The sequence below is a fragment of the Aquimarina algiphila genome (assembly GCF_947494415.1).
Taxonomy (GTDB): domain Bacteria; phylum Bacteroidota; class Bacteroidia; order Flavobacteriales; family Flavobacteriaceae; genus Aquimarina; species Aquimarina algiphila.
Window position 1 is genome coordinate 39,777 of the sequence record NZ_CANLVC010000009.1, and the last position, 14,609, is coordinate 54,385.

The 14,609-nt window shown below is 31.7% G+C and carries 12 protein-coding genes; 9 read left to right on the plus strand and 3 right to left on the minus strand.

Annotated features, from left to right (window positions below; all coding sequences use genetic code 11):
* The 3 genes from PQF96_RS21640 to purD all read left to right on the plus strand — a co-directional run bounded on the left by PQF96_RS21640 (position 1) and on the right by purD (position 4,227).
* Positions 1-1,347, plus strand: a complete 1,347-nt coding sequence (locus PQF96_RS21640) for an undecaprenyl-phosphate glucose phosphotransferase (RefSeq protein ID WP_271768283.1) — start codon at positions 1-3, stop codon at positions 1,345-1,347.
* A 224-nt stretch (positions 1,348-1,571) separates the two neighbouring features.
* A complete protein-coding gene (locus PQF96_RS21645; RefSeq protein WP_271768286.1) occupies positions 1,572-2,849 on the plus strand; it encodes an O-antigen ligase family protein in 1,278 nt (425 codons plus the stop codon).
* A gap of 106 nt (positions 2,850-2,955) precedes the next feature.
* On the plus strand, positions 2,956-4,227 hold the full coding sequence (purD, locus tag PQF96_RS21650) for a phosphoribosylamine--glycine ligase (RefSeq protein WP_271768289.1): 1,272 nt from the start codon (positions 2,956-2,958) through the stop codon (positions 4,225-4,227).
* A 119-nt stretch (positions 4,228-4,346) separates the two neighbouring features.
* Here purD and PQF96_RS21655 read toward each other — a convergent pair whose 3' ends face one another.
* Positions 4,347-4,577, minus strand: a complete 231-nt coding sequence (locus PQF96_RS21655; protein ID WP_109436182.1) for a DUF6341 family protein — start codon at positions 4,575-4,577, stop codon at positions 4,347-4,349.
* A 125-nt stretch (positions 4,578-4,702) separates the two neighbouring features.
* Here PQF96_RS21655 and PQF96_RS21660 point away from each other — a divergent pair, with 125 nt between their 5' ends.
* From PQF96_RS21660 to PQF96_RS21670, 3 genes are all read left to right on the plus strand, one after another.
* Entirely contained in the window at positions 4,703-5,623 is a 921-nt protein-coding gene (locus PQF96_RS21660; protein ID WP_271768292.1) for a DUF6427 family protein, read from the plus strand.
* A 256-nt stretch (positions 5,624-5,879) separates the two neighbouring features.
* A complete protein-coding gene (locus PQF96_RS21665; RefSeq protein ID WP_109436180.1) occupies positions 5,880-6,488 on the plus strand; it encodes a DUF4254 domain-containing protein in 609 nt (202 codons plus the stop codon).
* Positions 6,475-7,533, plus strand: a complete 1,059-nt coding sequence (locus tag PQF96_RS21670; RefSeq protein WP_333968180.1) for a glycosyltransferase family 9 protein — start codon at positions 6,475-6,477, stop codon at positions 7,531-7,533. Before PQF96_RS21665 ends, PQF96_RS21670 begins: the two co-directional genes overlap by 14 nt.
* 37 nt (positions 7,534-7,570) lie before the next feature.
* Here the strand turns inward: PQF96_RS21670 and PQF96_RS21675 are convergent, their stop codons facing one another.
* Positions 7,571-8,623 (minus strand): ferredoxin--NADP reductase, encoded by a 1,053-nt coding sequence (locus tag PQF96_RS21675; protein WP_271768294.1) that lies wholly within the window; start codon positions 8,621-8,623, stop codon positions 7,571-7,573.
* A gap of 105 nt (positions 8,624-8,728) precedes the next feature.
* Between PQF96_RS21675 and PQF96_RS21680 the strand changes: the two genes are divergently transcribed.
* Positions 8,729-10,201, plus strand: a complete 1,473-nt coding sequence (locus PQF96_RS21680; RefSeq protein WP_271768297.1) for a DUF5687 family protein — start codon at positions 8,729-8,731, stop codon at positions 10,199-10,201.
* Between the two features lie 7 nt (positions 10,202-10,208).
* Positions 10,209-10,904 carry an ABC transporter ATP-binding protein gene (locus PQF96_RS21685; RefSeq protein WP_109436176.1) on the plus strand — a complete coding sequence of 232 codons (696 nt, stop codon included), beginning with the start codon at positions 10,209-10,211 and terminating at the stop codon, positions 10,902-10,904.
* Positions 10,905-10,954: 50 nt separating this feature from the next.
* Here the strand turns inward: PQF96_RS21685 and PQF96_RS21690 are convergent, their stop codons facing one another.
* On the minus strand, positions 10,955-11,611 hold the full coding sequence (locus PQF96_RS21690; protein WP_109436175.1) for a DUF3592 domain-containing protein: 657 nt from the start codon (positions 11,609-11,611) through the stop codon (positions 10,955-10,957).
* Between the two features lie 326 nt (positions 11,612-11,937).
* On the opposite strand from PQF96_RS21690, the gene porW reads away from it, so the two are divergent.
* On the plus strand, positions 11,938-14,586 hold the full coding sequence (gene porW / locus PQF96_RS21695; protein WP_271768299.1) for a type IX secretion system periplasmic lipoprotein PorW/SprE: 2,649 nt from the start codon (positions 11,938-11,940) through the stop codon (positions 14,584-14,586).
* Positions 14,587-14,609: the final 23 nt, after the last annotated feature.

Here is a 14,609-nt window from a genome sequence, read left to right on the forward strand (position 1 = left end):
ATGAAGAGTAAAATAGGAAGGTATTCAGCTTATATAAATCCACTTTTCTGCCTAATCGATTTATTGATTATTAATCTTACACCTTTATTTTTTCAAACGAATATTGATCAAAACTTTTTGTTTTCACTCTATATATCGTTTCTATGGATTGTTCTTTCTATGAAGAACAAATTTTATGATATTAAAAGGTTTTCAAAAATAGTTCAGATTTTTGCATCCTTAATTCGACAATTTTTAATTTTTGCACTCATTCTTTTTGCTTATATAGGTTTATTTAAACAACCAAATATAAGTAGATGGGAGATGGGTAAGTATCTTGTTTCTATTATTGGTTTAGTTACATTTTTTAAATTTATTTTACTTTACTTGTTGTCTAAATATCGAGAAGTATTTGGAAGAAATATCAGGAGAGTTGTCGTTATTGGAGATAATAAAAAGACGAATCAATTGATTAAAATTTTTAAAGAGCGGCCTGATTTTGGCTATAAACTTCAAAAAAAATTCTGTGTCAAAAAGGAAGATTTTAATTTGGAGGCCTGTTTTTATTATATTGTAGAAAATGAAATTGATGAAGTATATTGTTCTATTGCCGAGCTATCAAATGACCAATTGCGAGATATAGTTAATTTTACAGAGAACAATTTAAAAATCTTAAAATTTATTCCGGATAATCGGGATATTTTCACTAAAAAATTAAATTTTAATTACTACGAATATATACCAGTATTATCTTTTCGAGAAATACCCTTAGATTATTCAATCAATAAATTTACCAAAAGAACTTTTGATATCTTATTGTCATTATTTGTATTAATAGGAATTCTTTCTTGGTTAACACCATTAATAGCTTTGCTAATTCAATTAGAATCTAGAGGGCCGGTTTTTTTTAAACAGCGTCGTAATGGGTTAGATTATAGAGAGTTTTATTGTTATAAATACAGATCTATGAAATCCAGCAATAGTGTAAATCAAGCGACTAAGGGTGATGCTAGAGTAACTAAAGTAGGAAAGTTCATTAGAAGAACAAGTATTGATGAATTACCACAGTTTATTAATGTACTTAAAGGAGATATGTCAGTAGTAGGGCCTAGGCCACATATGGTAAAACACAATGAAGATTTTGCTCAACGTGTAGATAAATTTATGGTACGTCATTTTGTTAAGCCAGGAATAACAGGATTGGCTCAAGTAAGTGGCTTTAGAGGAGAAATAGAGACAAATAAAGACATTGTGAATAGGGTGAAATACGATATTTTTTATGTAGAAAACTGGTCGTTACTTCTAGATATAAAAATTATAATCCTTACAATAATTAATGCTATTAGAGGAGAAGAAAAAGCGTATTAAAATACTTGATTTTCTTAAAAAAAGACATAGATAATTATCATCTATATTAATTTTATCTTAAAATTAGAAGAGTGGATGTTTTTGTATCATGCAATAACAGGAACCTAATAATCGTTTTTGTATTTTGCTTGTAACAGGAGATACTGTACATTTGATTATGTAAGTACAATACAATTCAAAACCTCAAAAAACGTTAAACACTTCATAATCTATTTATATAACAAGTGCAATTTGGCAAGATACTAACTCAGGCAACCAGTATGTTCTATAAAGAAGACCATTGGGTAGTAATGACCTTTTGGAACAGTCTTTATATTGCTTTTTTTTTAATGCCGTTAGGTATTACACTCCCTACTCCGTTTTTTATAATTTCGATCGTTTTTGGAATTATGATGATATTTAGACCACAAAAGAAATTTGTATTGGATAAATCGGTACTTCTCTTTCCTTTGTATTTTACTATAATGACTCTAAGTTTAATTTATACTGACGACCTGGGCAGTGGATTGAATTTAGTACAGAGATCATTATCCCTACTATTGTTTCCAATTATTTTTTTATTTGTTAAAGAGGATGCTAATACCGTAAAAAGGTTATTTGACTTTTTACTTTTTGGTTTGATTGTATCTTTTTTTATCAATATCTGTATCGCTTCAAATAATTTATACCGATACCTTATTGATATAAAAGAAATTACTGGAGTATTCATGTTTTTAGAAGAGATAGTAAAAAATTGGTCTCAATTTTTTGTAGGGTCTGTTTTTTCCAGATCTGTAAATGCTAATTATGTTTCAATATATATCTTGTTAGTACTTAGCTATTACCTTAAAAATAAATTAAGGTCTCGATTTCAGTTAGTAGTAGTAACATTATTATTTCTTTATCTTTTTTTATTAGCATCTATAGCGGCATATTTAATACTGTTTGTGATGTCTTTATTGTTGATTTTTAATATCGTAGATAAAGAAAAAAAGTATATGATGATCATTGTGTTTATAATGGGTGTCGCATTGTTTTTAGGGAACCCTAGGGTGACTAATTTCTATGAGAGGGTAAAAGATTTTAGTAAAGAGGCAGCTTATGAAACTACAACCTTAGAAAAATCCAGAATATTGGCATGGGACGCTAGTGTTAAGTTAATTAAGGAAGCCCCTATGTTGGGTTATGGAGTAGGAGATGCAAATGATGTTCTAATGAAAAAGTATAAAGAGTTAGGATATATGCCTAATCATGAAAACAAGTATAATGCCCATAATCAATTTTTGCAAACGTATCTTCAAAGCGGTATTATAGGTTTTAGCGTTTTGCTTATTATTTTTATTGTATTGGGGATGCGCATGAAAAGAAGTCGAAATGAATTTTCTGTCTTTCTGATTGTGTTCGTATCATTATTGTTTGAATCGATGCTGGTTCGGTTTAATGGAATTGTATTCTTTTCTATTGTGATACCGCTACTATTAAAAAAGAGGAGTATTTTAAGTAGCAGGATTATTCGTAATTAGTTCGTATAGACTTGATACCATTATCTTAAGTTTTTATACAAAACAATTAGCAATACAACTACGAATAAACTATTTTTGAGCGCATAAATACAAGCTATATCAAATCATGAATATTTTAGTACTAGGATCAGGAGGTAGAGAGCATACATTTGCTTATAAAATTGTAGAAAGTCCACTTTGTGATACTTTATTTGTAGCTCCTGGTAATGCAGGAACTGCTGCTATTGCAACCAATGTGCCTATTGCAGTAACAGATTTTCCTGCAATCAAAGATTTGGTACTACGAGAAAATATTAAAATGGTTGTTGTAGGACCAGAAGACCCTCTGGTACAAGGGATAAGTGATTTTTTTGTAAAAGATAGTCAACTTAATGATATTGTAGTAATAGGCCCTTCTAAAGAAGGGGCGCAATTAGAAGGCAGCAAAGAATACGCCAAAGAATTTTTATTCAGACATCATATTCCCACAGCAGCTTATCAAAGTTTTACAGCTACAACAGTTAATGAAGGAAAACAGTTTCTGGAAACTCTTAATGCACCATATGTACTAAAAGCAGATGGCTTGGCAGCGGGTAAGGGAGTGTTAATTTTACAAGATATTGAAGAAGCCAAAGCTGAATTAGAAAACATGCTAACCAATAAAAAATTTGGCGCTGCAAGTGAAAAAGTAGTTGTCGAAGAGTTTCTTGATGGCATTGAATTAAGTGTTTTTGTACTTACAGATGGGAAACATTATGTAACGCTACCAACTGCAAAAGATTATAAACGAATAGGAGAGGGAGATACAGGTTTAAATACAGGAGGTATGGGAGCTATTTCACCGGTTCCTTTTGCCGATGAGGTGTTTATGAAAAAGATCGAAGAACAGATTATTAAGCCTACAGTTGATGGCTTGGCAAAAGAAAAAATCGATTACAAAGGCTTTATTTTTATCGGACTAATTAAAGTAGGTGATGATCCAAAAGTAATCGAATATAATGTACGTATGGGAGATCCCGAAACCGAAGCTGTATTGCCAAGAGTCAAGACCGATTTAGTTCAATTGTTTAACCATGTCGGATCTCAATCATTGGATAAAATTAATCTCGAATTGGATAAAAGAAGTGCTACAACCGTAATGACTGTTTCAGGAGGATATCCTGAAGCGTATCAAAAGGGAAAAGAGATTACAGGTATCGATACGATCTCAGAATCTATTGTTTTTCATGCAGGAACAACCTTGAATGATGGTAAGGTTGTTACAAATGGAGGACGAGTTATCGCAATAACTTCGTTTGACGAAGATTTTAGAGAAGCATTAAAAAAATCCTATCAAAATATTGAGAAACTTCATTTTGAAGATATGTATTATAGGAAAGATCTGGGGTTTGATTTATAATATAGTATCAACATCAAAAAGATTAAAATAAGAAAAGTCCCTATAAAATTTATAGGGACTTTTATATAAATTGATAATCCGATTTATATCTCCAAATATAAATAAAACTTTTCTGATGTTTAATTTAGGAATGAATGTGCTTTAGGATCTCTATTTTCTTCATCATTGTCATTAAATTTCTTCAATTCTTTCATCCAATAAAGAAAAGCCAAAGAACCAATAATCATAAAAACCCAGTTAAGTACATTAGCAGCAGTCCAGCTTTCTAGTTCTAATGCTCTTAAGGCATCAAAAGGTGCAAACAATACATCTACAAATAGGGATTCGATAGCTCCAAAAAAATCTTTCATAATGTGTTCTATATTTTCTTTTTTAAAAGTCTAAAGAGTAAACTAAAAACTTTTTATACATTAGTTCTGTAATACATAAAAAACAATTATAATAATTGTTTGATGCAAAAATATAAAAAATAGTAGTGTTATCAAGCTTTTTTAGTAAATCAAAACCCATTAATTACATTGCCGTGGCATTATACATGGGAGTACTCTTTAGTATAGCGCACTATAAAAAGGGATTTGAGGTAGAAAGTACCTATATTTTAAAAGTCATTGCGAGTGTCTTTTTGTATATTTTACCTATGCTGGCACTTAATTTTGTGGCTCAAAAGAATGATTTAACAAATAAAGGAACATTTACCATACTATTGTTTGCTTTTCTTACCACAATACTGCCAAGTTCACTAACAAGTTTTCCGATTTTGTTATCTAATATTCTGATATTATTAGCCGTACAGAATATTCTACACCTAAGAAATGAAAAACATATAAAGGCTAAAATTTTTAATGCCTCTATATGTATCGGTTTAGCATCGTTAGCGTATTTTTGGAGCATTGGATTTATAGCATTGGTTTTTTTGGGAATATTGTATTTTGAACCCAATAACTATAGAAACTGGTTAATACCTGGTATTGGAATTATAATGATCTATGTATTTGCAAATTGTTTTACATTATTCTTTTATGATTCATTTTTTACTTTTACCACATATGTTGATTCTGTTTCATTCTCATTTCGAGAATATTTCACAAAAGAATCACTTTTTTCTGTAGGAGTATTATCTATTTGTATCGTATTCTTTTTCTCTATCTACCTTATTAAATTTGGAAGAAAGACAGCCAATACAAAACCAATATTAAGAGTGGTTATTGCATATTTAATTGTTGCTATAGCAATAGCCGTTATTGCACCAGAAAAAGATACTTCAGAGCTATTTTTTTTGGCGACACCACTTGCGTTGATTGGGACTACATATCTTGAGATGAATTATAATCGGTTTGCCAAAGAAGTCAATATTTGGATATTTATATTAATTCCGTTTACCATATTACTGTTTTGATTTTTGAGAACAAATGTACTCGTATGCTATAGTAGAGACATACGTATTAGAAGGATAGAAGACGATATTCAATATTTGAGACTTTATATAATTTTCTACAGTACAGATTGAAATAGAAGATGCTAAATACTATTGCAAAATATAATACCTTTGCATCAGTATATATGAGGTGTATAGTAGATAAAGCGATACATCAAAAATATAAAGGGATAGAACCAATAGAATAGTTACACATTTTAGAAAAATTAAAACGCAGATGTTTACTGATAAAGCAAATTCCATTTTTAAAGAAGTTATAGAAAAATACCACGTGATTGATAGTGTGGATCAAGAATTCTCTAATCCATATGATAGTAAATCACAAGCTATTGAGCATTTGTTATATCGTAAATGCTGGATTGATACAGTGCAATGGCATTATGAAGATATCATACGAGATCCACAAATTGATCCAGTTGCTGCACTTACGTTAAAAAGACAGATTGATGCTTCTAACCAGGATCGTACAGATATGGTAGAGTATATTGATAGTTATTTTTTAGAACAATATAAAAACGTAACCCCCAAAAATAATGCGACTATCAATACCGAAAGTCCGGCTTGGGGAGTAGATAGATTATCTATTTTGGCGTTAAAAGTATATCATATGCATGTAGAGACCATTCGAGATGGAGCTTCAGAAGAGCATAAAGCTACATGTCAAAATAAATTAAATATATTATTAGAACAGCAAGTAGATTTGTCTACAGCTATCGATACCCTGTTAAATGATATCAAAGAAGGAGATAAATATATGAAAGTATATAAGCAGATGAAGATGTATAACGATGATGAATTAAACCCAGTATTACGTGGAGAAAAGTAATACTGGACAGCCAACTACATCTGAAACGAACGTTCTGGTTATTCGACTTTCGGCAATGGGTGATGTTGCTATGACTGTTCCTGTTCTTCGAACTTTTAGAGCGACTTACCCTGATGTAAAACTCATTGTGCTTACAAGAAAGTTTTTTGAGCCCATATTTTCTGATATTGAAAATCTTGAAGTCTATCATGCGGATGTAACAGGAAAACATAAAGGTGTTTTAGGATTAACTCGTTTGGCAAATGAGTTGGGTAAACTAGGGATAAGTAGTGTGGCTGATCTACATAATGTATTACGATCAAACGTATTAAAAACAATATTCTCGTTAAAAGGAATAAAAGTTACACAAATAGATAAAGGTAGAGCTGAGAAAAAAGCATTAACTCGATCACAGAATAAAGCGTTTAAACAACTTAAAACAACGCATCAAAGATATGCCGATGTATTTTCGGCTTTAGGGTATCCTATTGACCTTGAAACCCATAAGTTTCCCAAAAAACAACCATTAACAGAGGATATTCTTTCATTGACACAGAATTCTACCAAAAAGTGGTTGGGAATAGCACCGTTTGCTCAATACGAAAGCAAGACGTATCCTTTGGAATTGATGATTAAGGTCATTGAAACCATAGATAATCAAGATAAATTTGAGATTTTTCTCTTTGGAGGAGGAAAACGAGAAGCAGATATCTTAAATAATATCGGAAGTAAATACACCAATGTAACCAATGTAGTAAATAAACTATCTTTTGAAGATGAGCTAAAATTGATTGGTAATTTAGACGCAATGATATCTATGGACAGTGGTAATGCTCACCTTGCTGCAATGTATGGTATACCAACGATTACTTTGTGGGGAGTAACACATCCTTTTGCTGGTTTTATGCCTTTTGGACAGCCAATAGAACATGCTATCTTACCTAATCTGGCTAAGTATGATCAGATTCCGACATCAATTTATGGAAACAAAGTACCTCCTGGGTATGAAAAAGTAATGCACACAATCCAACCAGAAATAGTGGTGGATGCAGTGAATAAACTATAATCACTTTATAATCTTTACCCTGAGCGAAATCGAAAGGTTATACGTCGTCAAAATCTATCTTTACCAAATTAGAAGTAGGGTGTGCCTGGCAAGCTAGAATTAGCCCTTCTGCTATTTCCCCATCAGTAAGAATACTATTCTTTTCCATTACAGCGCTGCCTTCAATAACCTTGCAAATGCAAGAACTACATACTCCACCTTGACAAGAATAAGGAGCATCAATATCTTCATCTAGGGCTGCATCAAGAATAGTTTTTTTCTGATCCATAACAAAGTTAAACTCCTCATCATCTACGATTACAGTAATATTAGTTTTTCCATCAAGATTAGCATCAATCTCTACTTCTTCGGTGCTACTTGTAAAGAGTTCGAAATGAATTTTATCCTTTTCAATACCATTTTCAGTTAAAATACCGGTTACAGTATTGATCATTTCTTCTGGACCACATAGATAAAAACCAGCAAAAACAGTGTCTTTAAATTTATTTTTAAGAACATAATTTATAGTAGGCTTCTCAATTCTGCCAAAATGAGCATTTTCTTCTTGAGCTCTACTATACACAAATTCAATGAATAGACGTTCAGGATAATTTGCCCGTAATTCTAATAATGAAGTTTGAAAAATTGTTTCTTCAGGAGTCTTATTTCCATATACCAACACAAAGCGACTATTTGGTTCTTCCTCGAGTACAGTTTTGATCATACTCATTACTGGAGTAATTCCGCTTCCAGCTGCAAAAGCTGCATACGTATTATTGGCTTCAGCCTTTGTTGTAAGTATAAAATTTCCTTCAGGCGGGTGTACTTCTAATATATCACCAGCTTTTAGTTGATTATTAGCAATAACAGAAAACGTTCCTTCTGGTATTTCTTTAACGGTCACTATTAATGCTCCGCTTTTTGGTGTGCTACAAATAGAATATGCCCTACGTATTTCTTTACCGTTAACATCTGTTTTTATGGTAATGTATTGTCCGGGAATAAATGAATAGGTACTCTTTAAATCAGAAGGGACTTCAAATCCTATAGAAACAGCTTGTGGAGTTTCTCGTGTAATTTGTTGTATTGATAATTTATGAAAATCGGGCATTGCACTTTTTTTTGGCAAAAATAACAAATGCAAGGTGAGTAATCTGCCTATTTTTGTAACAAAATGATGTTTTTGATTACTAAATAATTAAATACATCTTAAATTATGATAACCCACTTCATCACTTTACAATGGAAATCTTTCTGGCGATCAGCTTCAATGAGCTCAGGATTGTTTATGAAACTATTTATGGGGTTTTGGGCTTTATGGTTTATTGTTATGATGGGGTCTGGAGGAGTAGGAGCTTTTTTCCTGATTGAGGAAAAACTTAATCTAGATCCTTTAGTGGTTATAAATGAATTGATGGTGTATTGGATTGTAATGGATCTCATATTTAGATATGCGCTACAAAAAATGCCCGTGATTAATATAAAACCATTATTAATCCTTCCGTTTAACAAAAGAAAAATAGTCTCTTTCGCTTTTGGAAAAACCATATTCTCTTTTTTTAATATTATTCATGCCTTCTTTTTTATACCATTCTCTGTGGTATTAGTACAACAGGATTATCCAATTGCTAATGTACTACTTTGGAATATAGGACTGATAGCGTTGATTTATAGTAGTAATTTTCTAAATATTATTCTGAATAAAAAAGACAATCTCATATTTATTATAGGAGGCGTTTTAGCACTATGCATTGGATTACAGTATTTTGGATATTTTGATATTACAAAGTATACAGCGCCGTTTTTTGAAGGATTATATAACATTCCTTTTTTAGTGCTAATTCCTATCAGTCTATTAGTGTTCTTGGTAATCATATCTTTTCGATCTTTTGTAAAAGATTTATACCTGGATGCTGGCCTTGCCACAAAGGCAAAAAATGTTGAAACTGAGAATCTGGAATGGTTAAATCGATTTGGTAAAACCGCAACTTTTCTAAAGAATGATATCAAGTTAATCAAGAGAAATAAAAGAGCAAGATCTACCGTGATGGTGAGTGTTTTGTTTCTGTTTTATGGATTATTATTCTTTACAGGGGCTGTCGAAACTTATGAAGGCCCTGTTTGGAGAATTTTTGCAGCAATTTTTGTTACAGGAGGATTTCTATTAAGTTTTGGGCAGTTTGTACCTAGTTGGGATAGTTCATATTATCCCCTAATGATGAGCCAGAATATTCGGTATAAAGAATATTTATCTTCAAAATGGTGGTTGATGGTCATTGCAACTTTGATCTCTACTGTTTTAGCATCTGGATATTTATACTATGGATGGGATGTGTATTTGGCAATTATTGTAGGTGCTATTTATAATATTGGTGTAAACTCTCATGTAGTCCTATGGGCAGGAGCGTATGTAAAAACACCAATTGATTTAACAAGTAATAAAAAGGCATTTGGTGATAAACAAGCTTTTAATGCCAAAACACTATTGTTATCACTTCCAAAAATGGCACTACCAATGATATTATATGCTATTGGCCATTATGCATATAGTCCATATGCTGGGTATGCTGTGGTTGCTGTTGCTGGGGTAGCAGGGTTTGCCTTTAAAAATGCGGTTTTTAGTAAAATTGAAAAAATATATAGAACAGAAAAGTATAAAACGATCTGGGCATACAAACAAAAAAAGTAAGTAAAGGATGATAACAATACATAATCTTACCAAAAGATATACAGGAAATACAGTACTTAATATTGATCACCTAGAGATACATAAGGGAGGTAGTTTTGGCCTTGTTGGTAATAATGGAGCGGGTAAAACAACATTATTTAGTGCCTTATTAGATCTAATTCAGCCTACTTCTGGGTACATTGAAAATAAAGGGATCAAAGTTAACGAGAATGAAGAATGGAAATCCATCACTTCTGCGTTTATTGATGAAACATTTTTAATCGGATATTTAACAGCAGAAGAATACTTTTATTTTATTGGAGAATTGCGAGGACAAAACAAAGCAGATGTGGATGCACTGCTTTCTCAGTTCGAAGATTTCTTTCACGGCGAAATTTTAGGCCAAAAAAAGTATCTTAGAGACCTCTCTAAAGGAAATCAAAAAAAGGCAGGTATAGTTGCAGCCTTAATCGGAAATCCAGAAGTGATTGTTCTCGATGAGCCTTTTGCTAATTTGGATCCAACGACTCAGATACGATTAAAAAAAATTATTAAAGAATTATCGGCAGATCCGGAAATCACAGTTTTAGTGTCTAGTCATGATCTTATGCATGTAACCGAGGTCTGTGATCGAATCGTTGTTTTGGATAAAGGAGAAGTAGTAAAAGATATTGCCAGATCAGAAGAAACACTCAAAGAACTAGAAGAGCATTTCAATAAGTAATACGTTAATTTTCTTCTAAGACTAAATTATATGCAGTGTGAAACCGTTAATTAAGGAAAGTTTTTCCCCAAAGCATTTTTGGAAATATATCCAATGCCGATAAAAGCACTTGCAAAAATTAGAATTACAGTAGCGAGTCCAAATTTTTCCCAGAATTCATCGAGACATACTTTTTTGTTTTTTGGGAAATCATTACTGACATATAATGATATCTCTTCTCCTACCACATATTCGCGAGCAGATGAAGATGTATCTGTCTTTCGTTTATATTTTTTTCCATGTACTTCGAATTCAAAAATTGGAGTATACATAGTAGTCACTTTATTATCAGAACGGCTTTGGTGAGAATCATAAGCTATTATGATCCCATCAACTTTCTTAGCTTCTGATATAAAAAGTAATTTATCTGTTAACTGATATAATCCCAATAATAATAGCGCATATCCTATACCAGATATTATAAGAAAAACAATAGAATTTGTTCTATTAGATTTTGTTTTTTCACGATCAATAAAAAGGGTTTGAGAAGAAGTTGAATTGTATTGGAAATCACCTTTTTTTTCTACAAGATCTGCTATTTTTTTTGATTCTTTAAGGCCTAGTTTATAATTTTCATTTATATATTTAATAGCCTCAATTTTTCTATTAGCATCAAGCAGTCTTTTTATATGCTGAATATCATTTTTTGTCAAAGAGATACTGTCCATGATGCGGTTGAATTAAAAAACTGAATTAAAAAATTAATAGTTTTACAAAAAGGGATAAAAATCATAAAGAAAAAGAATATGGACTACCCTGTTTTCGGTGAAATTTATTTTTTTGGTATGGCTATTTGAGATATACAATGAGTTACTGTTGATTGTTAATAACCTAAGAAAATACAATAAAAATCATTTCTCCTTGGAGAAAAATATGTTAACAACCTGTTTTTTAACGAAAGAAATGTATTTTTACGACGCACATTATATTTTTGTGCACTTTAAACACACTAAAAAGATTTTTTTTTAGTTATCACACTTATAAATTATCTGGTTTGGGAAAAAAAATATCACAAATCACCCTTGTGTTACTTTTGGTTATAGTAGGATTTGCCTGTTCTCGTAAAAAGGACAAGTTTGTGAATCGTACATGGCATGATGTTACTACAAAAAATAATACCTTGTATAATGGTCGTTTGGCTTTTGATACAGGTAAAGAAGACATTGTACAATCTTATAAAGATAATTTTTGGGAACTTCTTCCTATAGAAAGAATGATTGTGAGCGAAGATGTTCGTTTACCTAATGAAGTACTTAATCAAAACTTTGATAAAGCAGAAGAAAAAGCGGTTAAAGCAATCCAAAAGCACAGTATGCTTATTGATGGAAAGGAACGTAATCCGAAGATTGATGAAGCATTTTTGTTGTTGGGTAAAGCACGCTATTTTGAGCAGCGTTTTGTGCCCGCATTAGAGGCATTTAACTACATCTTGTATAAATACCCTGCAAGTAATACAATTAATCATGCTAAAGTCTGGAGAGCCAAAGCAAATCTTCGTCTCGATAATAATGATAAAGCTATCGAAGATCTCGACAGAATGATAACACAAGAATATATGAAACCTCAGGATTATGCAGATGCTATTGCTATGATAGCTCAGGCATATGTTAACCTTAAACAAAAGGATTCTGCGGTTAGCTATATTTCCAAAGCAGCAGTTCATACCAAGAAAAACGAAGAAAAAGGGAGATACCTTTATATCAAAGGACAATTGCTAAATGAACTTGGGTTTAAAGATAGTGCAAACTATGCTTTTGATCAGGTAATAGAACTCAATCGAAAAGCGCCTAGAAAATATATGCTGAATGCATATATGGCTAAAGCTAGAAATTTTAATTACGAAACAGGTAATAGGGAAGAGTTTCTTGAATTACTAACAGACCTCGAAGAGAATCGAGAAAACAGACCTTTTCTAGATAAAATTTATAATCAAAAGGCAGTATACTTTAAAACATTAGATTCTATTGATTTGGCGGTAACGTATTATAATAAATCACTACGTACAAATTCTGATGACAAATATCTAGAATCTATAAACTATTACACTTTAGGAGATATTAGTTTTGACAATAAAGAATATGCTGCCTCGGGGGCATATTATGATAGTACACTTCAACGAATGGTGGTAGATTCTAAAAGATATAGGGTTTTAAAGAAAAAGCGTGATAATCTGGATGATGTTATCTTGTATGAAGGAATAGCCAAAACAAATGATAGTATTATTACTATCGCAGCGATGTCCCCAGAAGAAAGATTAGCATATTATTCAGAGTATACAGAAAGGATAAAACTAAAAGCTGTTCTGGCAGCAAAAGCAGAAGAAATAGCAAAAATAAAAGAAGGATTACCTGTAGAGCAAAGATTTAATCAACCTGGTACAGGCACAGGAATAGGAAATAAAGCCCAGGGTGCTAAGGGTAAAGAAGGTCCGTTTTATTTTTATAATCAAACCACAGTAGCTTTTGGGAAGACAGCTTTTAAAAGAACATATGGAAATAGAGAATTACTAGATAACTGGAGAGTTTCAAGTATTTCTAATCCAAGTGCAGTTTCTACTGTAGAGCAAGAGGTTAAAGAAGAGTACTCTATTGACACAGATCCTGCTTTTGACCCTCAAACCTATATAGCACAATTACCAACCGATCCAGTGGTAATTGATAGTCTTAAAACAGAGAGAAACTTTGCGTACTATCAATTAGGTATAATATATAAAGAGAAATTTCAGGAGTATGATTTGTCTACAGATAAGTTAGAAAATTTGCTACAAAGTAATCCCGAAGAGCGCTTAATTATACCTTCAAAATATAACCTGTATAAAATTTATTTATTACAAGGAAATATTACAAAGTCAAATACTTATAAACAGGATATTATTAATAATCATAGCGAATCAAGGTATGCTAAAATTCTTCAAAACCCAGATGCTACTTTAGAAGATGATAAAAATAGCCCAAAATCTATGTATAATAGATTGTACCATGATTTTCAAAAGCAGAAATATGCAGAGGTTATTAAAGAGAGTGATGTGTTAATTACAAAATTTGGAGGAGATGACGAATTCTTACCTAAATTTGAGTTATTAAAAGCTCAGGCTGTAGGTCGCTACAGAGGGTTTGAAGCATATAAAGAAGCGCTTAATTATGTGTCTCTAAACTATCCACAAAGTCCAGAAGGTAAAAAGGCACAGTTAATTTATCAAATTACTATACCTCAGGTACAGAATAGTGAATTTTTAACTGGTTTGGAAGAAGAAAAAAATCATAAATTGATTTATCCTTTTTCAACATTTGGGGATAACCAGGCGCAAGGTTTAAAGGAACATTTAGAAAATATCCTTAAAGATCTGAGGTACGAAAAAATGAAAGTTTCGTTTGATGTATATAATAAAGATCAACAATTTGTAGTTGTACATACAAGAGGTAATAAGTTAGCAGCAGAAGGTCTTGCAGAACTCCTTTCTTTGGGTAAAACCGAAGATACTCGAGAAGCTGATCTAACCAAATGGAATAGAAAAAAGAAATATTATAAAAAAATAGATGCTCCATTTTTTATTATAGCATCTCCTAATTATCGAATTCTTCAGATTCATAAAAATCTGGAAGAATATAAACCAATAGAAACAGAACAAGAAGAAACCGAATAATAATTATTTAATCCCCCTGTATA

Coding starts and splice junctions, on each gene's coding strand:
- PQF96_RS21675 (WP_271768294.1), bottom strand. CDS start 8,623: ATGCCCGATTTTCATAAATTATCAATACAACAAATTACACGAGAAACT.
- PQF96_RS21665 (WP_109436180.1), top strand. CDS start 5,880: ATGTTTACTGATAAAGCAAATTCCATTTTTAAAGAAGTTATAGAAAAA.
- PQF96_RS21690 (WP_109436175.1), bottom strand. CDS start 11,611: ATGGACAGTATCTCTTTGACAAAAAATGATATTCAGCATATAAAAAGA.
- PQF96_RS21685 (WP_109436176.1), top strand. CDS start 10,209: ATGATAACAATACATAATCTTACCAAAAGATATACAGGAAATACAGTA.
- PQF96_RS21655 (WP_109436182.1), bottom strand. CDS start 4,577: ATGAAAGATTTTTTTGGAGCTATCGAATCCCTATTTGTAGATGTATTG.
- PQF96_RS21680 (WP_271768297.1), top strand. CDS start 8,729: ATGATAACCCACTTCATCACTTTACAATGGAAATCTTTCTGGCGATCA.
- purD (WP_271768289.1), top strand. CDS start 2,956: ATGAATATTTTAGTACTAGGATCAGGAGGTAGAGAGCATACATTTGCT.
- PQF96_RS21640 (WP_271768283.1), top strand. CDS start 1: ATGAAGAGTAAAATAGGAAGGTATTCAGCTTATATAAATCCACTTTTC.